The sequence below is a fragment of the Pseudomonas sp. M5A4_2d genome, assembly GCF_053345295.1.
The window spans coordinates 453,951-474,355 of record NZ_JBKEZW010000003.1; the positions used below are offsets into that span (position 1 = coordinate 453,951).

21 protein-coding genes are annotated in these 20,405 nt (G+C 59.1%); 14 read left to right on the top strand and 7 right to left on the bottom strand.

Annotated elements, in window-relative coordinates; translation table 11 throughout:
• The first annotated feature begins 61 nt into the window (after positions 1-61).
• The 4 genes from ACLBW8_RS12550 (at position 62) to ACLBW8_RS12565 (ending at position 4,985) form a co-directional block, all read left to right on the top strand.
• Positions 62-949: a LysR family transcriptional regulator gene (locus ACLBW8_RS12550; RefSeq protein ID WP_432751249.1), complete on the top strand. Its 888-nt coding sequence runs from the start codon at positions 62-64 to the stop codon at positions 947-949.
• Positions 950-1,046: 97 nt separating this feature from the next.
• A complete protein-coding gene (gene fdhD, locus ACLBW8_RS12555) occupies positions 1,047-1,886 on the top strand; it encodes a formate dehydrogenase accessory sulfurtransferase FdhD (RefSeq protein WP_447805478.1) in 840 nt (279 codons plus the stop codon).
• A complete protein-coding gene (locus ACLBW8_RS12560; protein WP_221293656.1) occupies positions 1,883-4,231 on the top strand; it encodes an FdhF/YdeP family oxidoreductase in 2,349 nt (782 codons plus the stop codon). The genes fdhD and ACLBW8_RS12560 overlap by 4 nt, the downstream gene beginning before the upstream one ends.
• Positions 4,232-4,505: 274 nt before the next feature.
• Positions 4,506-4,985 (top strand): glycine zipper domain-containing protein, encoded by a 480-nt coding sequence (locus tag ACLBW8_RS12565; RefSeq protein ID WP_064450207.1) that lies wholly within the window; start codon positions 4,506-4,508, stop codon positions 4,983-4,985.
• Positions 4,986-5,133: 148 nt separating this feature from the next.
• Here ACLBW8_RS12565 and ACLBW8_RS12570 read toward each other — a convergent pair whose 3' ends face one another.
• The 4 genes from ACLBW8_RS12570 to ACLBW8_RS12585 form a co-directional block, all read right to left on the bottom strand.
• Positions 5,134-5,565, bottom strand: a complete 432-nt coding sequence (locus tag ACLBW8_RS12570; protein WP_447805479.1) for an acyl-CoA thioesterase — start codon at positions 5,563-5,565, stop codon at positions 5,134-5,136.
• Positions 5,566-5,624: 59 nt separating this feature from the next.
• Entirely contained in the window at positions 5,625-6,428 is an 804-nt protein-coding gene (locus tag ACLBW8_RS12575) for a M15 family metallopeptidase (protein WP_447805480.1), read from the bottom strand.
• Between the two features lie 169 nt (positions 6,429-6,597).
• Positions 6,598-8,535, bottom strand: a complete 1,938-nt coding sequence (locus tag ACLBW8_RS12580) for a RecQ family ATP-dependent DNA helicase (RefSeq protein WP_447805481.1) — start codon at positions 8,533-8,535, stop codon at positions 6,598-6,600.
• A 285-nt stretch (positions 8,536-8,820) separates the two neighbouring features.
• Positions 8,821-9,996, bottom strand: a complete 1,176-nt coding sequence (locus ACLBW8_RS12585) for a tetratricopeptide repeat protein (RefSeq protein ID WP_069553447.1) — start codon at positions 9,994-9,996, stop codon at positions 8,821-8,823.
• A gap of 175 nt (positions 9,997-10,171) precedes the next feature.
• Between ACLBW8_RS12585 and ACLBW8_RS12590 the strand changes: the two genes are divergently transcribed.
• The 6 genes from ACLBW8_RS12590 to ACLBW8_RS12615 all read left to right on the top strand — a co-directional run bounded on the left by ACLBW8_RS12590 (position 10,172) and on the right by ACLBW8_RS12615 (position 13,939).
• Positions 10,172-10,342 carry a YhfG family protein gene (locus ACLBW8_RS12590; RefSeq protein ID WP_096236773.1) on the top strand — a complete coding sequence of 57 codons (171 nt, stop codon included), beginning with the start codon at positions 10,172-10,174 and terminating at the stop codon, positions 10,340-10,342.
• Complete coding sequence (locus ACLBW8_RS12595) at positions 10,342-10,941, top strand: putative adenosine monophosphate-protein transferase Fic (RefSeq protein WP_407015949.1); 600 nt, start codon at positions 10,342-10,344, stop codon at positions 10,939-10,941. The genes ACLBW8_RS12590 and ACLBW8_RS12595 overlap by 1 nt, the downstream gene beginning before the upstream one ends.
• A gap of 300 nt (positions 10,942-11,241) precedes the next feature.
• Positions 11,242-11,562: a hypothetical protein gene (locus tag ACLBW8_RS12600; protein WP_447805482.1), complete on the top strand. Its 321-nt coding sequence runs from the start codon at positions 11,242-11,244 to the stop codon at positions 11,560-11,562.
• Between the two features lie 274 nt (positions 11,563-11,836).
• Entirely contained in the window at positions 11,837-12,289 is a 453-nt protein-coding gene (locus ACLBW8_RS12605) for a hypothetical protein (protein ID WP_447805483.1), read from the top strand.
• 269 nt (positions 12,290-12,558) lie between these two features.
• On the top strand, positions 12,559-12,915 hold the full coding sequence (locus ACLBW8_RS12610) for a DUF1493 family protein (protein ID WP_064450201.1): 357 nt from the start codon (positions 12,559-12,561) through the stop codon (positions 12,913-12,915).
• 160 nt (positions 12,916-13,075) lie between these two features.
• Positions 13,076-13,939: an EamA family transporter gene (locus ACLBW8_RS12615; protein WP_447805484.1), complete on the top strand. Its 864-nt coding sequence runs from the start codon at positions 13,076-13,078 to the stop codon at positions 13,937-13,939.
• Between the two features lie 56 nt (positions 13,940-13,995).
• Here the strand turns inward: ACLBW8_RS12615 and ACLBW8_RS12620 are convergent, their stop codons facing one another.
• Positions 13,996-15,537 carry a phosphoenolpyruvate carboxykinase gene (locus tag ACLBW8_RS12620; protein ID WP_447805485.1) on the bottom strand — a complete coding sequence of 514 codons (1,542 nt, stop codon included), beginning with the start codon at positions 15,535-15,537 and terminating at the stop codon, positions 13,996-13,998.
• A gap of 179 nt (positions 15,538-15,716) precedes the next feature.
• Positions 15,717-16,619 (bottom strand): Hsp33 family molecular chaperone HslO, encoded by a 903-nt coding sequence (gene hslO / locus ACLBW8_RS12625; RefSeq protein ID WP_064450197.1) that lies wholly within the window; start codon positions 16,617-16,619, stop codon positions 15,717-15,719.
• A 103-nt stretch (positions 16,620-16,722) separates the two neighbouring features.
• Between hslO and ACLBW8_RS12630 the strand changes: the two genes are divergently transcribed.
• Entirely contained in the window at positions 16,723-17,526 is an 804-nt protein-coding gene (locus ACLBW8_RS12630) for a phosphatase PAP2 family protein (RefSeq protein ID WP_064450196.1), read from the top strand.
• Between the two features lie 134 nt (positions 17,527-17,660).
• Here the strand turns inward: ACLBW8_RS12630 and ACLBW8_RS12635 are convergent, their stop codons facing one another.
• Complete coding sequence (locus tag ACLBW8_RS12635; protein ID WP_159953663.1) at positions 17,661-18,068, bottom strand: RNA-binding S4 domain-containing protein; 408 nt, start codon at positions 18,066-18,068, stop codon at positions 17,661-17,663.
• 117 nt (positions 18,069-18,185) lie between these two features.
• Here ACLBW8_RS12635 and rimA point away from each other — a divergent pair, with 117 nt between their 5' ends.
• From rimA to rimK, 3 genes are read left to right on the top strand one after another with little or no spacing between them, the layout of a single operon-like run.
• Entirely contained in the window at positions 18,186-18,965 is a 780-nt protein-coding gene (gene rimA, locus ACLBW8_RS12640) for a S6 modification regulatory phosphodiesterase RimA (RefSeq protein WP_447805486.1), read from the top strand.
• A gap of 13 nt (positions 18,966-18,978) precedes the next feature.
• A complete protein-coding gene (rimB, locus tag ACLBW8_RS12645) occupies positions 18,979-19,461 on the top strand; it encodes a retropepsin-like aspartic endopeptidase RimB (protein ID WP_064450193.1) in 483 nt (160 codons plus the stop codon).
• Positions 19,458-20,363: a 30S ribosomal protein S6--L-glutamate ligase gene (rimK, locus tag ACLBW8_RS12650; RefSeq protein ID WP_003213178.1), complete on the top strand. Its 906-nt coding sequence runs from the start codon at positions 19,458-19,460 to the stop codon at positions 20,361-20,363. Before rimB ends, rimK begins: the two co-directional genes overlap by 4 nt.
• Positions 20,364-20,405 lie beyond the last annotated feature (42 nt).

Consider the following 20,405-nt stretch of genomic DNA (forward strand, 5'->3'; position numbering starts at 1 on the left):
AGCCGACCAAAGACCCAAACGCGCTAGAATCCCACGCCATTGGTATAAGCCCGGAGCGAAGATGGACATCAAACAGTTGAAATTCCTCATCGCCCTCGACGAGACCCGGCACTTTGGCCAGGCGGCCGCGCGTTGCCATATCACCCAGCCGACCCTGTCGATGCGCCTGCGCAACCTCGAAGAAGAACTGGACTTGCAACTGGTCAACCGTGGCCAGCGCTTCGAAGGCTTCACCGCGCCGGGCGAGCGCGTCCTGGCATGGGCACGCACCGTGCTGGCGGCCTATGACGGCTTGCAGGCGGAAGCGGCGGCCTGTCGCGGCAATCTCGTGGGTACGTTGCGCCTGGGTGTGGTGCCGCTGTCGAGCTTCGATCCCCTGGCGTTGATGCAGCAACTGCACAAAGAACACCCGAACCTGCGCTTTGAGCTCTCGGCATTAAGCTCCGAACAAATCCTCGAACAGCTGGCGAGCAATCGCCTGGACCTCGGTGTGTCGTATCTGGAGCGCCTCGACAACGAGCGCTTCGACTCGCTGGCACTGGGCGAAACCCGCATGGGCCTGCTCTACGACCAACGGTTTTTCAGCTTCGGCGACAGGCCGTTGAGTTGGGAAGCACTGATTGAATTGCCGTTGGGCATGCTCACCAGCGGCATGCACTTTCGTCAGTCAATCGACCACAACTTCCACAGCCGTGGGCTTAACCCGCAGCCTTTGTTACAAACCGATGCGGTGCACCAATTGTTACAAGCCGTGCACGGCGGCCTGTGTTGCGCCGTGATGCCGCTGGACGGTGGCCTCGACGCCCTGACCGAACACCTGCGCCTGCAACCGATTGAAGATGCTCACACCCTGGCGCGACTGGGGCTGATCATGCGCCGTAGCGCACCCCGCTCCGCACTGGCCGAAGCCTGTTTCGCGCTGTTTCAAAAATCGCAAATCGAACCTTGATCGACGCCATCTATCGGTAGATCAGTACTGGCAATTAGACGCGACCCTTTGTCGCGCCTAGTCTAAACACTGATCAATCCCCCGGTGGTACTGCCCCATGGAAGCCAAGCGCCCAGTCTGCGCGGCGCCCGCCCCTGAAACGCCCGCGCCCGCCGCCAGTCAGAGCTACCAGTTTTGCAACCTGGAACACACTGAAGTCGCCAGCACTGCATTGGCGGAAGAAGTGGCGTTAGCGATTGTCTATAACGACATCAGCCAAGCCGTGATGCTGGTGACGCCGACGGATCTGGAAGACTTCATCGTCGGCTTCAGTATTGGTAGCGGCATTATTGCCGACGTTAGCGACATTTATGACCTGAAACTCAGCGGTTCGGGTTCTGCCCAATACGCCCAGGTTCAGATCTCCAGCCGTGCCTTCTGGAATCTCAAGCAGCAACGCCGCCAGTTGGCAGGCACCAGTGGCTGTGGTTTGTGCGGTGTGGAGGCGGTGGAACAAGCGTTGCCAGACCTTCAGGTGCTGCCCGGCGCACCGTTGCCGCCCGCCGCATGGCTCGACGGCCTGCGCCAGCGCATCAGCGCGTTCCAGCCCTTGGGCCAGTACAGCGGCGCGGTGCATGCGGCGGTATTTATGAACAACCAGGGCGAGTTGCTGATAGGCCGCGAAGACATCGGCCGGCATAACGCCCTCGACAAGTTGATCGGCGCACTGATCCGCCAAAAGATTCCGACCGACGGCAGCCTGGCAATCGTTACCAGCCGCTGCAGCCTCGAACTGATCCAGAAAGTTTTGCGCGCAGGCATCCAGACCCTGGTCAGCCTGTCGTCGCCTACCGGCCTGGCCGTGCAATGGGCCCGCCGCCACAACCTCAATCTCATCCACCTGCCGCAGAAAAGTGCGCCGCGGGTCTACAGCCCTGCGATGGAGAACCAGCCATGAGCCTGCACCACCAAGCCGACGAAACCCCGAAGCCACGCTACAAGCCCTACAAAGGCCCGGCCGGCGGCTGGGGCGCACTGATCAGCGTGGCGCAGGCCTGGCTGACCAGCGACAACGCGCTGAAAAACCTGCGCATGATGCTCAAGACCAACCAGAACGGCGGCTTTGACTGCCCGGGCTGCGCGTGGGGCGACTCGCCAGAAAGCGGGGTGGTCAAATTCTGCGAAAACGGCGCCAAGGCGGTCAACTGGGAAGCCACCAAACGCCGTGTGGATGCTGCCTTCTTCGCCAAGCACAGCGTCACTGCGCTGCTGGAGCAGAGCGACTATTGGCTGGAGTACCAGGGCCGCCTGACCGAACCGATGCGCTATGACGCCGAGACCGATCGCTATACGCCGATCAGTTGGGAAGCGGCATTCGACCTGGTCGGCAAACATCTCAACGCCTTGCCCAGCCCGGACATGGCCGAGTTCTACACCTCGGGCCGCGCCAGCAACGAAGCGGCGTACCTGTATCAGCTGTTTGTGCGCGCCTACGGCACCAACAACTTCCCGGATTGTTCGAACATGTGTCACGAGGCCAGCGGCGTGGCCCTGGCGCAAAGCGTGGGCGTCGGCAAAGGCACCGTGACCTTTGATGACTTCGAACATGCCGATGCGATTTTCGTCTGGGGCCAGAACCCCGGGACTAACCACCCGCGCATGCTCGAGCCGCTGCGTGAAGCGGTGAAACGTGGGGCCCAGGTGGTGTGCATCAACCCACTCAAAGAGCGCGGGCTGGAACGCTTCCAACACCCACAACACCCGCTGGAAATGCTCACCAACGGCGACAAGCCGACCAACACCGCTTACTTCCGCCCAGCCCTGGGTGGCGACATGGCCATCCTGCGCGGCATGGCCAAGTTCCTGCTGCTGTGGGAGCGCCAGGCCCAGGCCGAAGGCAAAGAAGCTGTGTTCGACCACGACTTCCTCAACGAACACACGGCCAATGTGCTGGATTACCTCGGCCAGATCGACGACACCTCGTGGGATGAGATCGTCGCGCAGTCCGGCCTGACCCTGGTTGAGCTTGAGCAAGCGGCGCGCATGTACGCCAAAGGCAAGAACGTGATCATGTGCTGGGCGATGGGCATCACCCAGCACCGCCACTCGGTGCCGACCATCCAGGAAATCGCCAACCTGATGCTGCTGCGCGGCAACATCGGCCGCCCAGGCGCAGGCCTGTGCCCGGTGCGCGGCCACAGTAACGTGCAGGGCGACCGCACCATGGGCATCAACGAACGCCCACCTGTGGCATTCCTTGATTCGCTGGAGCGTCGCTTCCAGTTCCAGGTGCCCCGCCACAATGGCCACAACGTGGTGGAAGCGATCCACGCCATGCTCGAAGGCCGCTCCAAGGTGTTTATCGGCCTGGGCGGCAATTTTGCCCAAGCCACGCCGGACAGCCCGCGCACCTTCGAAGCGCTGCGCAGCTGCGACCTGACCGTGCAGATCAGCACCAAGCTCAACCGCAGCCACCTGATGCACGGCAAAGACGCGCTGATCCTGCCGTGCCTGGGCCGTACCGACATTGATATCCAGGCCGATGGCCCGCAAGCCGTCACCGTGGAAGACTCGTTCAGCATGGTTCACGGCTCAAATGGCCAACTGCAACCCCTGTCGAAGCTGATGAAGTCCGAGCCTGCCATCCTCGCGGGCATCGCCGCCGCGACCCTGGGCAGCAAACCGGTGGACTGGAACTGGCTGGTGGCCGACTACGGGCGCATCCGCGACCTGATCGCCGACACCATCCCAGGCTTCAAAGACTTTAACGAGAAGATCAAACACCCGGGCGGCTTCTACCTGGGCAACTCCGCCGGCGCACGCCGCTGGAACACACCTTCGGGCCGCGCCAACTTCCGCCCGAACGTGCTGCCCAAAGACCTGATCCACGAACGCACCCACGCCACGGGCCGGGTGCCGGACCTGATCATGCAATCGATGCGCTCCCACGATCAGTACAACACCACCATTTATGGCCTGGACGACCGCTACCGTGGGGTCAAGGGCCAGCGTGACGTGTTGTTCGTCAACGAGGCCGACATCATCCGCCTCGGCTTCAAGCCGGGGCAGAAGGCCGACATCGTGTCGCTTTGGGAGGACGGCCGTGAGCGCCGCGTGAAAGGCTTCACCTTGCTGGCATTCGATATCCCGGCAGGCCAGGCTGCCGCCTACTACCCGGAAGTGAACCCGCTGGTGCCACTGGAAAGCACCGGGGATGGCAGCCATACACCGACGTCGAAATTCGTGGCGATTCGATTGGAAGCGGCGAGTGCGACCGGTTTGATCATGGCGCGCTCGGCCTGATTGGGATTGTTGTGCTGTGCTGGCTGGTTGTGGCGAGCGGGTTCGCCACAACCAGCAAGCCGTCACACATACTTTTTGCGAGGCACAAAAAAGGCCGCTCTTGCATAAAAGCGGCCGTTCCGAAGTAGTTAAAGACTCGCGAAAACCACTTAAGTTCCCCATACAAAACAGCAACTTAGCAAATTGTATACAACCTGTACCACTGGTCGGTTTTCGATTGTCAGCGTCTCGATACAACCTCAGGATCGCGCCGTCATCCTCCTGAGGTTTCTCTATGAAGTTCTCCTCGATTCTCTTGTTGTCCCTTGGCCTGGTCAGTGGCGCAGCCATGGCCGGTGGCACCACCGAAGCCGGTGTGGGCGGCGCATTGGGCGGGGTTTTAGGTTCAGTTGTCGGCCAGCAGATGGGTGGTAACACCGGCTCGGCCATCGGCGCAGCCCTGGGTGGCGCGGGTGGCAGTGCAGTGGGTGCCGACAAACGCAGCCGTGGCGAAGCCGCTATCGGTGGTGCCTTGGGCGCTGCCGGTGGCAACGTGGTGGGCCGCAGCATGGGCGGCAGCACGGGCAGCCTGATCGGCGCAGCCGCCGGCGGTGGTGCGGGCGGCGCGCTGGGCAACTACATGGGCAACAAGAGCGATGACGAAGACCGTCGTTATCGCGGGCGGGACAACCGTCGTTATGACCGTGACGACCATCGCGGCCGCGGCCATGCTTATGGGCATCGCAAGAACAAACATCATTACCGTGATCGGTAAGCCCGCAGTCTAAAGACAACTGCAGGCCCATGTGGGAGCGGGCTTGCCCGCGATAGCACAGCGTCAGGCGACACATCTCAACCTGACCCGCCGCCATCGCTGGCAAGCCCGCTCCCACATTTAATCACCATTGAGCACAATGGCGGTGTCAGGCCACCAACCGCTGCAACGCCTCGCGCAACATCCCCGGAATCGCCACCGGCTGGTTCGACGCCCGATCCACAAACACATGCACAAAGCGCCCTGCCGCACAGGCTTCCTCTTCGCCTGCCTTGAACACCGCCAACTCATACTGCACCGAGCTGTTACCCAGCTTGCCCACCCGCAGGCCAATCTCTATGCGGTCTGGAAAGGCGATCGACGCGAAATAATCACACGCCGAACTCACCACAAAACCCACCACCTCACCGTCATGAATGTCCAACCCACCGTGTTCGATCAAGTAGGTATTCACCGCCGTGTCGAAGAAGCTGTAGTAGGTGACGTTATTCACATGGCCATACACGTCGTTGTCGTGCCAACGCGTGATGATCGGCTGGAAGTGACGGTAATCGGCGCGTTGCGGCATGGCGTTGATCATCGGTAAGGCCCGTGCAAGAAGAGGCTCCTTGATAATCGGTTCGGGCCTTACACGCAAGCCTACCTTGGACTTTGCTCCACCGTTTCCTGGACGCACACCATACGCTTGAGCGCGTTATCCGCCTCGACCGACTGCTGCAGGCACTCGCGATAGGTATTGATATACGTCTCGATTGCAGCGCTGGCCTGCTGCGGTGTGACGCGCGCCAGATACTCCACAAATGACCGTCGACCGATCTGGAAGTGTTGGTAGTCCAACGGAAAATCCCAATAACCGCCCCACGTCAAAAACCCGTGTTCGGCGAACAGGTCAATCACCTCTTCTGCACGACCAGGGCGCGCAGCCTTGCCAGGGCGAGCCTCCATACGATTGACGGCCGTCACAGCGCTCGCCTTGGGTTCAATAGTGGCCTTCCCAGTAACTTCACCCCGCGGGTTACGCCCAAACAGCACGAACGGGTTTTGCAGTGGGTTGAGATCAAGCGCAGCGCCATAGGCATGCAGCGACCACCCCGAGGCACCGCTGACCTGTCGACCGTTAAAACCGCTGGTGTTGTTGCGAGCCATCGAAATCTTGTCGTTACCGCGGTAGGTTTCCAGCACAAGCGCCTGATGCACCGGGAACCGGCGTTGCAGCAATTGCCTGAAGATCGCCTCCACGTGCGGGGCAATGGCATCCATCACCACGATCTGCCCGTTGTGATGCAGCACACCGTCAAAGTCCAGGTAGCTGAACGTGACCCGCGCCAGACGTTCGCAAGGCAACGGATTGGACGCGGTGATGGTGTGGCGTTGCTCCATCCGCCGACAGTCATTGACGCTCAACGACGTGACGGACGCCGCCGCACTGTGGGCAATCAACATGCCAGCGAGCGATAAGACCCCGTGAGCAATGGCACGGTAGAAATTAAAAGCCATGGGCAATCCCTTTGCAGAAGAAATGGTGCATCAAACCTTCTCATCTGCTGGCAGGGCATCGCTGTCGGCAGAGTCTGCCACTGAACTGGGAAAACGCGACCTCCCGACCCAGAACTCAGAGTAGCTGCAACTGCGCCTCTGCCCACTCACGCACCTCGGCGTAGGGGTAGTCTTCCAGCGCAGCAAAACCGGGAATCCCCCGCGCCTTCAGCTTGGTAAACAACGGCACGCTGATACCCCCCAGGAACCGTGTCAGCCGCTCCGCACCCGGCAGTTGCCCGGTGTATTCATGATGCCTGTGGATAAAATCGCCGCACAGGCCCATGAAGTTTTTATCCACAAGCAGCGGCAAACTCGGCGGTGCAGGCAAGTGGGCTACGTGGCCGTGGCACACTGAACAATGCCCACACCGCAGGGGGGCATTTTCATCGCCAAAGTACTTGGCCAAACGCTGTCCGAGGCAATGCTCGGTTGCAAAAAGCTCGAGCATGGCGTGTATCCGCGCCACCTCCGTCACCTCGTGATGCTTGAAGCCTGTGTATAACTCTTCGCTCAATGCCTGCGGATCGAAGTCGGTATTCAGCAAGCTGTAGACCTCAGTCATCTGCTTGCTTTCCAGCTCGATCAAGCCCTGTTCCTGGAAGTAATCCAGCGCCTTCACTACACGGCTGCGCTCAGCATTGTGCTGCTGATACAGCGCGTCGAAATCCACAGTCGCCCAGGTCCTGGCGCGATTACACACCTGGATAATCGCCGCGACAAACTGCTGCCGTTCACCCGAAAAACGCGCCAACAAGGCCTCGGGCTCGATCAGGTATTTGAAACGGTATTCGGCGTAAAACGCGTAGCGCGGCGCGATCACGCCCTTGAGCTCCAACTGCACCAGCAGCGTCTTGAGCGGCAGCTCGCGGATGTTGCTGTGGTCCGACAGCGACCTCAGCAAGAACTCCCATTGCCCATCGCCCCGCGCCGCCTGCAACTCCTCCAGCACACGGCAAATGCCCGCCTGCTCAGGTGTGTCGCCGTAGACAAAGTTTTCCAGCACATTGAGGCTGTCGCGGTTGGCCAACACCAGGCAGTCGGACGGCTGCCCATCACGCCCTGCGCGGCCGATCTCCTGGCTGTAGTTCTCGATGGACTTGGGCAGGTCGAAATGCACCACGTTGCGGATGTCACTCTTGTCGATGCCCATGCCAAACGCGATGGTGGCAACGATGCAATTGGAGCGCCCGCCCATAAAGCGTTGCTGGATACCCTCACGTTTATCGTGGGCCAAGCCGGCGTGATAGGCCTCGGCCTGGATGCCATTGCGGTTCAGGTGTTCGGCAATCTGCTCGGCGGTTTTTTGCAGGGTGACGTAAACGATGCTCGGTTGATTGGCTCGCTCGCTCATCCAGGCGACCAGGCGCCGACGCTTATCCACACCGGCAACCGGCTCCACCAGCAAGTTGAGGTTGGGCCGGTAGAAGCCCGTGGTGATGACATCGTCCGGCGCAATGGCGAACTTCGCCTGCATGTCGGCAATCACCTGGGGCGTGGCCGTGGCTGTCAGCAGCAGGGCCTGCGGAATATTGAACTGGCGCTGGTAGTCCGGCAGCTTCAAATAGTCCGGGCGAAAGTTATGACCCCATTCGGAAATACAGTGCGCCTCGTCCACCACCAGCAAGGAGATCTGCACGCTTTGCAGGAAATGACGGAAACGCTCGTTCTTCAAACGCTCCACGGAAATCATCAGGATTTTCAGCTCGCCCGAACGTGCGCGGGCCATCACGTCATTGGCGTCATCGCGGCTCTGGGCCGAATCGATACTGCCGGCTGAAATGCCGTGGCGTTTCAAGAAGCCCAATTGGTCCTGCATCAACGCCAACAGCGGCGACACCACCAACGTCAGGTGCGGCAACAAAACCGCCGACAGCTGATAACACAGGGACTTGCCCGAGCCAGTGGGGAAGATTGCCGCCGCCGAACGACCGGCCAGCACCGCACTGACCGCTGCTTCCTGGCCCAAACGAAACTGTGGATAACCAAAGACCTGTTGGAGGGTGTCGTGCATAAGCTGTCACTCCATTGACCGCTGAACGAGCCCAAACCATAGACCAGCGTGTTCAGCGAATCGAGAAAGGTCGCAAGGAAAAAAGAGACAGGATGATACACAGGCTGAGGCATGGCCTAGGGCCGAAGTGGGAGTGTTAACTCGATTTTGTGAGAAGAATACAAACCAAATGTGGGAGCTGGCTTGCCTGCGATGGCGGTGTGTCAGTCGACATAAGTATCAACTGAACCACTGCCATCGCGGGCAAGCCCGCTCCCACACTTTTAGACCTGCGCTACGGCTGAATCAGCGGTTCTGCACGCGCTCAATCGCTGTGTCATACACCGGGTTGGCCTTTTGTTCTTTCGCCAACTGGTAGTGACGCAAGGCATCCGAGAACTGCCCCGCTGCTTCGTAGATCCGCGCAATGTTGTAGTAGGCGCCTGCCCGTACGGTCGCTGCGTTCGCGCCGGTCGCCAGGGCGATCGCCTTACGGTTGGCCCAGATCGACTCGGCGGTGTTGCCGGCTTTCTGATACGCCAGGCCGAGGTTGCCGTAGGCCTTCCCGAAACCATTGTCCAGATCGATGGCCTGACGGAACAGGTCAATCGCCTGGTCGAGGTTACCGGCCTGGTAAGCCGCTTCACCTTGCACGTTCAGACGCTTCGCATCGGTCTGTGCGGAAGAGCTGACAGCTACCGCCGTGACCGCCACGCTGTCATCCAGCAACCCCTTCACTTCATTGAGCACGTTCGGGGCATCAACCGTCACACCGCTGAAATTGTTGATGTCCTGGAAGTCACCACTGCCGGTCATGCGGAACACGGTCCACAGGTTACCGCTGCGGTTCTTCGGCACGTAATAAGTGCGCACCAAGGATTGACCCATGTAGACAAACACCTTGGCCTCGCTGTTGGACAGCTGGCGCGAGCCTGGATTGCCGCTGTTGGTGAAGTCATGCACGGCGTAGACGTAGCTTTCGCCGTAGTGCTTTTTCTGCAGGGTGATGGTTTCCGGGCCATAGCTGTCGGTGTCATCCACATCCAGCTCGGCGTCGGTGCCTTTCTGGTTGCCGAAGAAGATGTTGTTGCCCGGGAAAATCATGTGGGAGTCGAGGTCTTCCGGGGTTTTACCCCAGGTCAGCACGACGCGCAGGCCGTCGAGGTTTTCCATCACCGGGCTGATGGCGTACGTCATGCCTTTGCAAGGGCACTTCACCACCAGGTTGGAATAGCCGGGCTTTTTGATGATCAGCAGATTGCTGGCATCATCGGCGGCTTCGCTGGTGAGGGTCACCTGGCCTTGAGCGTTGGTGCGGCCCACCACGTTTTGTGCGCCATTGCGTTGCAGCAGCACTTCGGCGTCGGCGATTTTCTGGTCCTTGACCACCGCACTCAGCACCTCGATCGGCAACTGTTCGGCCTGGATCGAAAAAGCCACCGCACACAATGACATCGCCGAGGCGACACGAAGCAAACCCATGCTTAACTCCCTTTAAGTGGTGGGCGGAATCGCCCGACAAGATTTTGCGGTGCAACATACGCTGAATTCGGTGGGTTGGCGTTTTTTTTGTGCGGAATGTGACGTGGTTTTTATCTCGCCTGCCCCCGCAAGCATTGCGCTACAATTGAACATTGCGACCCAGGAGTACGCTGCAATGAGCGAACCGACGTTTGAGCAAAAACAGGATCACTACCACAAGATCCGCCGTTCCAATTATCTGGCCAGCCTGCGCCTGGAAGGGTTCGACACCCAACCGGCCGACGTCGACAAACCCTTGCCGACCCGCGAAGCCGTTCTTGCCAAGTACCGCAAAACCCCACACTGATGCTCGACAAATATGGGGTGGGCCAGGACCCATACTGCTATCCCGATAGCAGCATCCTGCGCAACCGCCTCGATTTGCGCGACGAATCACTCCTGCATCAAGCCGAGCGCGAATTATCTGAAATCGCTGTAGGCAGCCTCCCGCTCTTTCCACCGCCCTACGATCTCAGCCGGCTGCAACACATACACCGCACCCTGTTCGGCGATATCTACGACTGGGCCGGTGAGCTGCGCAGCGTCAACATCCAGAAAGGCGACACCCTGTTCTGCACCCCGGAACGCATCCCGCCGGAAGCGACGAAAATCATCCAGTCCATGGAACAGGCCAACTGGTATGTCGGTGCGAGCCAGGCCGAACTGGTGCAGTTGATTGCCGAGGCTTATGGCGACCTCAATGTCATCCACCCTTTTCGTGAAGGCAACGGCCGGGCGCAGCGGATTTTATTCGAGCAGATCATTGTGAATGCCGGTTTTTCAGTGAACTGGTGGCTGGTGAAACACGCGGCGTGGATACCGGCGAACATTGATGCGGTGGCGTGTGATTATCGGGGGCTGGAGGCGATTTTTGAGCGGTGTATCAGTAAACCAGTCAGTGCTTGATCGAATCACCACCTGTTAAACCATCTGTTTATTGCTCGAAATAACGCTCACTTCTAAGGTTTGGCCCATCGCTGCCAATTCAGCGATCGGGTTTGGTCACTCGAAAACAGCACACATAAGTGCCACTACCTGCCTTGCGAACGTCTATCGTCTCGTAATGCACTGCTATGGCGGCTGTGTGTGGGACGTCTTCGGACGTGTCGGAGTGCTGTTTCCGGCTGGCCAACCCGCGCACAGTCCGCCACCCACCGTTTGGCCACGGTGATGTCGGTTACCTAACAGCAAACCGAGTACCTTCAAATGCAAATACCTGAAACGATGGACCGCTATCGTCAGCTACGCACCAATTTCACCGACACCCACCCTCTCGTCATCGACACAGAAGCCACCGCTGAGGACATCCAGTCCGCCGCACACCAGCGCATCCGCGCTGCCACCGACTTACTGGAAACCTTCACCTGCCTGACCTACGAACACGCTGACCTCAACGATATTTCCCACATCATTAACGCCTTGTACCTGCTCGTGCAGGATGGCTGTGATCTGCTGGAAGCGGCGCAACACGTTCAACTGCAACCGGCAGCCGATAACCCACCACAAACAAGTCAGCCACTGAGCTAAACCTGTGGGAGCTGGCTTGCCTGCGATAGCGGTATATCAGGCTATATTTCTGCACCTGACACACCGCAATCGCGGGCGAGCCCGACTCCCACATTGGATGGGTGTTGACCAAGAAATCACTGTCAAACCGAAAATGTCGGACAGCCCTGTGGGAAGCCGCTAAATACAGCGTAGTCCTCTTCCTAAACTGCTTAAAACAACTGCTCCGCCCTCTACATAACCCCCCTTCGCATGACCGAAACTAGCGCCCTCTCAACTGCCCCGGCAAAAATCCGTGAACCTCGAAAGGACTCAATACATCGGCCACTACGGCGTCACCCTCACAGTGATTCGCCTTACCGTTTTACCCACCCACAAGCACGCTTTGGCAAACCTGTGTTTGTTAGAAGCGGGTACTTCGGCAAACGAAGTGCGCTATCGACTGGTGGATCTCTACGAAAAGATGTTCGCCCGTGATTTGCCTTGCAAGATGACAGTCGCGATCTCCAAGCCACTGAGCCGACAACAAGCTGATCTGCTCAACGAGCGCGGGTCCATCGTCACCTTACTGTTGGCTGGGGCCTTCAGCGTTCCCATTCACCCGCTTTCGAAACCTGTAGCACGCGTTGTCGGCGTCACAGTGGGTCTAATCACCAAAAACATCATTATTGACATGCTCTACCAAGCCGTCAAAGCCAAACGCTGGAACACACAGGCACTCGAAGCAAGGAGATTTCAAGCGTCATGAATATCGTCCTGCAAATAGCCTGTTTCTTCGGTTTTTACCTTGTACTGCATTACCAAATCACTGACGCTATTCTGAGAAAACGCCTTGCAGTCACATGCCTCGTAACCGGCCCAGCATTGACGTTCTTATTACCCTACGTGGCAGTAATCCTCAGAATGCCCTTCCTCCCTATCTTCGTATTCTTGATAGGCTTGGCACTCTTCATCACCCGCAACAAATACCGACTAAAACGCAACCCTCTCCCTCACCCACTCCCGCGTGCGCCCACCATGAACCTGGCCCCCAACTTCCCCGAAGACCCCGCGATGCAGCAGCTTCTGCAATTGCTGCACGAAGAAATCGGCCTGCCGAAACACAAGACCCTTCGCCTCGACACCTCAATCAACTTCGACCTTGGCTGCGACCGCGCCGAGGCCAAGCAATTCATGGAGGCGTTGGAGCAGGATTTTGCGGTCGACCTGGGCGACTACGACGCTTATCGTTACTTCCAGCCGCCGGTGTTTGATGTGTTCTTGAAGCACCGCGCCAAAGGGCGTGGCGATAAGGTGCCACTGACTATTGGCATGCTCTACCTGGCCATCAAAACTCACAGCTGGGACACGCAAACCCTGGAAAACCTCAGCTGAACCCAAGAACGCTGAGCGTCAAATGTGGGAGCGGGCTTGCTCGCGAAAGCGGTGGATCAGTGAGAAATACTCTGCCTGACACACCGCTTTCGCGAGCAAGCCCGCTCCCACATGGGTTATGCGCTAACCTGGCGAATCGTTTACATAACGAGGACCTTACATGGACGTAATAATGGGCCTGCTGGCCGCCCTGCTCTGGGGCGGCACGGATTTTCTCGTGGGTCTCAATGCCCGCGCCGTGGGCGTTAAACGCGCGGTGTACTTCGGCCAGGCCCTCGGCTTTTTGATCATGACCGTGCTGCTGGTCATCTTCCCGGCGTTCCTTTTCAAATCCCTGAATGCCCCGTTGAGCGTCTGGCTCATGGGCATTACCGCCGCACTGCTCACCGTCTCCGGGGCCCTTGCGCTGTCCAAGGCCTTCGCCCTGGGCAAAGCCGCCATCGTCGCGCCCCTGGTGACCTCTTACGGCGTGGTCACTACGCTACTGTCCTGGGCCAGCGGCGAACACATCAGCCTGATCCAGCTCGGTTGCATCGGCCTGTGCGTCATCGGCGTGATCCTCTCCAGCCTTCACAAGGACAACGGCGTGCCCCACAACAACCCACGCCAGTCCATCGCCTACGCCATGCTTGCAGCAACGCTGTACGGCACCAGTTTCTGGCTGCAGGGCCGCTACACGCTGCCCGCGCTGGGGCCGGTTACCATGTTGTGGCTGGGTTACCTGGTGGGCCTGTGCGTACTGGTGGTGATGGTGCTGAAGATCAAGGACGGCCTGAAGATTCCGCCACTGAAAAACTGCGCCACCTTGACCGGTGCGAGTTTGATGAACCTGGGCGGGTTCTCGGCATTTTCGTGGGGGGCGATGGCCGGGTCGGTGTCGGTGGTGACGGTGATCAGCACGCTGTCGGGCGGGATCGCGGCGATGCTGGGGTTTGTGTTTTTCAAGGAGCGGTTGTCGGCGGTGCAGGTCTTGGGGGTAGTGTTAGTGCTGGTCGGTGCGGTGGTTTTGCACATCGCCGACTAACGCTTGCGCACAAAAAAGCCGCCCACGAGGGGCGGCTTTTTTACAACAACCGAACCTTACAACTTAGGCCCAGCCGCCTTGATCGCATCGCTCACGTCAAACTTCTTGAAGTTCTCGGTGAACAGACCCGCCAGGGCTTTCGCCGCTTCGTCGTAGGCCGCTTTGTCGACCCAGGTGTTGCGTGGGTTCAACAGGCCAGTCTCAACGCCCGGCACCGTCAATGGCACGTCGAGGTTGATGGTGTCGAGGTGTTCGGTTTCAGCACCGATCAACGCGCCGCTCTGGATCGCTGCGATAACGCCGCGAGTGGTCGGGATGTTGAAGCGCTTGCCGACGCCGTAGCCACCGCCGGTCCAGCCGGTGTTGACCAGGTAGACCTTGGAGCCGAAGCCGCGGATGCGCTTGATCAGCAGCTCAGCGTATTCGCCAGCTGGGCGTGGGAAGAACGGCGCGCCGAAGCAGGTGGAGAAGGTCGACTTGATGCCGCTGCCGGAACCCATTTCAGTCGAGCCCACCAGTGCGGTGTAGCCGGACAGGAAGTGGTAGGCCGCTTGTTCTTCGCTGAGGATCGACACTGGGGGCAGTACGCCAGTCAGGTCGCAGGTCAGGAAGATGACTGCGTTTGGCTCGCCGCCCAGGTTCTTCTCGGAACGCTTGGCAACGTGTTCCAGCGGGTAGGCGGCGCGGCTGTTCTGGGTCAGGCTGACATCGGTGTAGTCGGCGTGCTTGGCATCGTCGATCACCACGTTTTCCAGCACGGCGCCGTGCTTGATGGCTTTCCAGATGACGGGCTCGTTCTTCTCGGAGAGGTCGATGCACTTGGCATAGCAACCGCCTTCGATGTTGAACACTACGCCTTCGCCCCAGCCGTGTTCGTCGTCACCGATCAGGTAACGGCTTTCGTCGGCCGACAGGGTAGTTTTACCGGTGCCCGACAGACCGAAGAACAGGGTCACGTCGCCTGCTTCGCCGATGTTGGCGGCGCAGTGCATTGGCAGCACGTCGGCGGCCGGCAGCAGGAAGTTCTGCACCGAGAACATGGCTTTTTTCATTTCACCGGCGTAACGCATGCCGGCGATCAGCACTTTCTTCTGGGCGAAGTTGAGGATGACGCAACCGTCGGAGTTGGTGCCGTCACGCTCTGGCACGCACTCGAAGTTGGCCACGTTAAGCACTTGCCACTCGTCACGACCCGCCGGGTTGTACTGGGCTGGGTTGATGAACAGGCAACGACCGAACAGGTTCTGCCAGGCAGTCTGGGTGGTCATTTTCACGGCCAGGTAGTGGTCTTCTGCAGCCCCTACGTGAACGTGGGAAACGAAATGCTCTTGCGCGTTGTTGAAAGCCTCGACGCGAGCCCACAGGGCATCGAACTTGTCGGCCGGGAACTTGCGGTTGATCGGGCCCCAGGCGATTGCGTCCTGGGTGGAAGGCTCTTCCACGATGAAACGGTCGACCGGAGAACGGCCGGTACGGTGACCGGTTTCTACGACCAGCGCGCCAGTATCGGCAAGCACGCCTTCACCGCGCTGCAGGGCTTCTTTAACCAGATCGTCAACACTCAGATCGGTGTATACGGCGTTATTGGCTTGCGTCATGAGGTTCCCCGTCGGCCTATGGCCGAGTGCTCCAAACGTTTTGTAGTAGAAAGTTGCGCACTACTACCGCGAAAAAAGTGGCCCGGATTATGCCAGAAAAGCCCAAAAAAAGTAGGGCCCTCCCGTCAGAACTGCGCTAATCCGGCGTTTGTCAGGTGATTTACCTGTGCTTAAACGTTTTAGTGGCGGGTGTCAGAAGGGGTATCGATGCCTGCGCCAGCGAATAATTGGGCTACATCGGCGGCATCGAACAGGTAGCGCTGGTTGCAGAACTGGCAGTCGATCTCGATATTGCCGCCGTGCTCCACTACCAGATTCTGCGCATCTTCCAGGCCCAGGCTGACCAAGGCATTGGCCGAGCGCTCACGGGAGCAACTGCAACGGAAGCGCAGGCCCTGTGCGTCGAACAGGCGCACGGCCTCTTCGTGGTAAAGGCGGTGCAGGATGGTTTCGTTGTCCAGGCCCAGCAGCTCTTCAGCGGTCAGGGTACCGGCCAGGGCGGTCAGCTTGCGCCAGCTGTCGGTGCGCTCGTCGTCGTCCTTGATGCGGTCGGCGGGCAGTTGCTGCAGCAACAGGCCACGGGCGCGCTTGCCGTCGGCATTGAGCCAGAACTTGGTGCCGACTTGCTGGGACATCACAAAATAGTTGGTGAAGCAGTCCGACAGGGTCTCGCCGTCGAGGTCGACAATGCCCTGGTAACGCTGGCCTTCCGTCGGGTCAACGGTGATCGCCAGCACGCCGTTGGCCATCAGGTCGGACAGGGTGGCGTCCGGCGCGATCAGGTCGGCGTCGTAACGGGCCAGGCCACGGATTTCACGCTCGCTGGAACATTCGATCATCAGCATCGGCACCGGGCCTTCGGAGCGGGCCTGCAGAATCAGCAAACCGTCGAACTTCATGGTGCCCACCAGCAGCGACGCCGCCGCCATCAACTCTCCGAGCAGTTGCGCGACCGGCTCCGGATAGGGGTGCTTGGCAAGGACTTCGGCATAGCTGCGCTCCAGCGAGACCAGTTCGCCGCGGGCGTCGTTCTCGTCGAAGATGAAGCGTTGGGTGAAGTCGGTATCCGGTAGATCAGTCATAGGTCTGGTATCTGAATTGATGACAAATTGATTACAAGGTTTATAGAATTAAACGCTTTAGCACCATTTTGGTGCGGATTTCTAGAGCAGTGAGGGACAGTTTATGAACAATCCGGGTTTGTTCCAAGCCAAGTGGAACCTCGGGGGATGGGCCTTTTGCAATCTACTCGCTATCGGGCTGCTGTGTTTTTGGCTGTGGCCCACGGGGCAGATGCTGTGTGTGGTATTCGACGAATGGCTGTTTCATCTGTTCAACGACCCGCTGGCAAGCAATTCAGTGTGGTTGCATGTGTGGGCTGTTGCCAGTTTGCGGCCATTCGACGCGGTAGTCGGGGTGATTTTGCTGATGCTGCTGATACGCGGTGACTGGGTGTTCAAGGCCGTTCAAGTACGCCAGGCATTTTTTGGCTTTTTCGGTATTTTGCTGCTGTTGCTGTTTATCCGCATGCTCTTTTCCAAACTGGTGGCGCAGATGGGCTGGCAGCACAGCAGCCCGTCGATGGTGATCGCTGGCGCGGTTCATATGAGTGACTATTTCCCCGGCCTGGAGAAAACCTGGGAGTTGAAGGACCGTTCCAGCCAGAGCTTCCCGGGCGATCATGCTTCGGTGTTGTTGATCTGGGGCCTGTTCATGACGGTGTTTGCCAAGCGCATCGGCCAGGTGCTGGTGATCTGGGGCCTGGCGCTGTTGTTCATGATGCCGCGATTGGTGGCGGGCGCGCATTGGGGACAGGACGATTACATCGGCGGAGTGCTACTGGCGTTGTTGGCGCTGGGCTGGGGGTATTACACGCCGTTTGCAGCGAAGGTATCGGACGCTTTGTTGCGGCTGACGGCACCGATCTTCGGGTTGCTGGGTAAGCTGCCAGTAGTCGGGCGATTGAGCGTCATACGCACAGCCGCCTGAAGCAGTCGATTCAGGTAGGAGCTGGCTTGCCGGCGATAGCGGCGAGTCAGTGACTGGGAGACTGGCTGACCTGATGCTATCGCAGGCAAGCCAGCGCCCCCGTTTGATCGCCATGTTGCTGGAGATTTGCACTATCAATCATCATTGCCGCTGCCGCGAAACTTGAACAAATCGCGACGCTGCTTCTTGCTCGGTTTGCCATCCGTGGTCATGCCGGTAGCCCCCGCCTTGCGCATGGCCGCTGCATTCTCGCGCTTGGCGATGCTGGCTTCGGTTTCGGTGTACAGCGCCTGCGCTTCGGGTGCTCCACGGCGCACGACGGAAAGCGCCTGCACCACGACGGTCTTTTCATCAAAGCCCACACGAATCTGCAGTTCATCACCGACGCGCGGTTCCTTGCCCGGCTTGCAGCGTTCACCGCGATGGTGCACCTTGCCACTCTCAATGGCGGCCTTGGCCAAGGCACGGGTTTTAAAGAAACGCGCGGCCCACAGCCACTTGTCCAAACGGACCTTTTCTTCCTCTTCCTGCTTTTGAGCCACTTGAATTCCTCGCTCTGAAAAATGTCGCAACTTTACCGTTGAAGTCCTTCGACGCATAAACCCCAACGCTCGCCTAAGATACGCCAGGCACCAACCCTGTTTTTGCGAGGATACGCCGTGACCGACTTTCCCACTTCACTCACCTCGCCCAACCAAGGTTGCGTAGGCTGCCAGCAAAGCGAACCCTTGGGGTTTGATTTTTCGTTCGCCTATCAGCCTATCGTAGACCTTCGGGATCATTCGATCTTCGCCCACGAAGCCTTAGTGCGAGGTACCAGCGGCGAAGGGGCGTTGTCAGTGCTGAGTCAGGTCAACGCAAGCAACCGTTATCGCTTCGACCAACGCTGCCGCACCCAGGCGATCGCCGGCGCCTCCGCCTTGGGGATGCAAACCAATCTTTCGATCAATTTCATGCCCAATGCCGTTTACCGGCCGGAGCTGTGCATTCGCAGCACCCTTGAGGCGGCCCGCGCGCATAATTTCCCAGTGAACCAGCTGATTTTCGAAACACTGGAAAGCGAGCATGTAGATAACTATCGCCATTTGACCAATATTCTGCGTGAATACCGCGAATTCGGCTTCAAGACCGCCATCGACGATTTCGGCGCGGGCTATTCGGGGCTGAACCTGCTGGCTGATTTCCAACCTGACTTGATCAAACTCGACATGGCGCTGATTCGCGATGTCGACCAGGATCGTGTCCGCCAGGTAATCGTCCAGGGGATTGTCACAATCTGTGAGCAGTTGGGCGTTACTGTCATTGCCGAAGGTATCGAAAGTGCCGGCGAGCGTGACTTCCTGTCCGACTGCGGAATATTTCTGATGCAGGGTTATTGGTTCGCCAAGCCTGCATTCAAAGCCCTGGCCGAGGTTTCACCCCAGGCCTGGGCGAACTGACCGGTTACCCATATTGAAGACATTTGACCATTTGACCGTTGTCGGTCTGCGTGAGTGGGTGGCGCTTCCCGACCTGGGAGTGGCTGGCCTGCGCGCGAAGATCGACACCGGTGCCAGCACCTCGAGCCTGCACGCGACCGAGATCGAGCCGTTTGAGCGCGACGGAGAGAAGTGGGTGCGCTTTACCGCGCACTTGGGCAGCGTGGTGCAACTGCGTCACCGCCGTTGCGAGGCGCCGCTGGTGACGATGAAAACCATCAAGAGCTCCAACGGCCACGCGCAGGTGCGCTATGTGATCAGCACCACCCTGGCGATGGGTGATCGGGTGTGGCGGGTGGAGTTCACCCTCGCCTGCCGCAAGGCCATGCGTTACCGCCTGCTGCTGGGCTCCAAGGCGTTGATTGACGGCCATCTGGTGGTCAATCCCGGCGTCAAGTACGTTCAAGACAAGCCGGTGTTCCCGGTCTCTACTATTTCTGCCCCAGGTGCTGCATGAAGATTGCTGTGCTGTCGCGAAACCCGCGTCTGTATTCCACCCGCCGCCTGGTCGAGGCCGGCACCGAACGTGGCCATGAAATGGTGGTGATCGACACGTTACGTGCCTATATGAACATTGCCAGCCACAAGCCGCAGATCCACTACCGGGGCAAGCCGCTGGAAGGCTTCGATGCGGTGATCCCACGGATCGGCGCCTCAGTGACGTTCTATGGCTGCGCGGTGTTGCGCCAGTTCGAAATGATGGGGGTCTCGCCCCTCAATGAATCGGTGGCCATCGCCCGCTCGCGGGACAAGCTGCGCTCGCTGCAGTTGCTGTCACGTCGCGGGATCGGCCTGCCGGTGACCGGTTTTGCCCACTCCCCCGATGACATCCCCGACCTGATCGAAATGGTCAACGGCGCGCCACTGGTGATCAAGGTGCTCGAAGGCACCCAGGGCATCGGCGTGGTGCTGTGCGAAACCGCAACCGCAGCCGAGTCGGTGATCGAGGCGTTCATGGGCCTCAAACAGAACATCATGGTGCAGGAATACATCAAGGAAGCCGGCGGTGCGGATATCCGTTGCTTCGTGGTGGGCGACAAGGTGATTGCGGCGATGAAACGCCAGGCCAAGCCAGGGGAATTCCGTTCCAACCTGCACCGTGGCGGCAGTGCCAGCCTGATCAAGATCACCCCGGAAGAACGTATGACTGCGCTGCGGGCAGCCAAGGTGATGGGGTTGAGCGTAGCGGGTGTGGATATTTTGCGTTCCAACCACGGGCCATTGGTGATGGAAGTGAATTCATCGCCGGGCCTGGAAGGGATCGAGACCACCACCGGGAAGGATGTGGCGGGGATCATCATTCAGCATCTGGAGAAGAGTGGTGGGCCGAATATGACCAGGACCAAGGGCAAGGGCTGATAGGCAGCACGCTTTGGCACCCGTCTAAAAACAATGTGGGAG

What these genes read in the sequence shown, in the direction of transcription:
- ACLBW8_RS12550 (WP_432751249.1), top strand. Translation starts at nt 62, where the DNA reads ATGGACATCAAACAGTTGAAATTCCTCATCGCCCTCGACGAGACCCGG.
- fdhD (WP_447805478.1), top strand. Translation starts at nt 1,047, where the DNA reads ATGGAAGCCAAGCGCCCAGTCTGCGCGGCGCCCGCCCCTGAAACGCCC.
- ACLBW8_RS12560 (WP_221293656.1), top strand. Translation starts at nt 1,883, where the DNA reads ATGAGCCTGCACCACCAAGCCGACGAAACCCCGAAGCCACGCTACAAG.
- ACLBW8_RS12565 (WP_064450207.1), top strand. Translation starts at nt 4,506, where the DNA reads ATGAAGTTCTCCTCGATTCTCTTGTTGTCCCTTGGCCTGGTCAGTGGC.
- ACLBW8_RS12570 (WP_447805479.1), bottom strand. Translation starts at nt 5,565, where the DNA reads ATGATCAACGCCATGCCGCAACGCGCCGATTACCGTCACTTCCAGCCG.
- ACLBW8_RS12575 (WP_447805480.1), bottom strand. Translation starts at nt 6,428, where the DNA reads ATGTTGATTGCCCACAGTGCGGCGGCGTCCGTCACGTCGTTGAGCGTC.
- ACLBW8_RS12580 (WP_447805481.1), bottom strand. Translation starts at nt 8,535, where the DNA reads ATGCACGACACCCTCCAACAGGTCTTTGGTTATCCACAGTTTCGTTTG.
- ACLBW8_RS12585 (WP_069553447.1), bottom strand. Translation starts at nt 9,996, where the DNA reads ATGGGTTTGCTTCGTGTCGCCTCGGCGATGTCATTGTGTGCGGTGGCT.
- ACLBW8_RS12590 (WP_096236773.1), top strand. Translation starts at nt 10,172, where the DNA reads ATGAGCGAACCGACGTTTGAGCAAAAACAGGATCACTACCACAAGATC.
- ACLBW8_RS12595 (WP_407015949.1), top strand. Translation starts at nt 10,342, where the DNA reads ATGCTCGACAAATATGGGGTGGGCCAGGACCCATACTGCTATCCCGAT.
- ACLBW8_RS12600 (WP_447805482.1), top strand. Translation starts at nt 11,242, where the DNA reads ATGCAAATACCTGAAACGATGGACCGCTATCGTCAGCTACGCACCAAT.
- ACLBW8_RS12610 (WP_064450201.1), top strand. Translation starts at nt 12,559, where the DNA reads ATGAACCTGGCCCCCAACTTCCCCGAAGACCCCGCGATGCAGCAGCTT.
- ACLBW8_RS12615 (WP_447805484.1), top strand. Translation starts at nt 13,076, where the DNA reads ATGGACGTAATAATGGGCCTGCTGGCCGCCCTGCTCTGGGGCGGCACG.
- ACLBW8_RS12620 (WP_447805485.1), bottom strand. Translation starts at nt 15,537, where the DNA reads ATGACGCAAGCCAATAACGCCGTATACACCGATCTGAGTGTTGACGAT.
- hslO (WP_064450197.1), bottom strand. Translation starts at nt 16,619, where the DNA reads ATGACTGATCTACCGGATACCGACTTCACCCAACGCTTCATCTTCGAC.
- ACLBW8_RS12630 (WP_064450196.1), top strand. Translation starts at nt 16,723, where the DNA reads ATGAACAATCCGGGTTTGTTCCAAGCCAAGTGGAACCTCGGGGGATGG.
- rimK (WP_003213178.1), top strand. Translation starts at nt 19,458, where the DNA reads ATGAAGATTGCTGTGCTGTCGCGAAACCCGCGTCTGTATTCCACCCGC.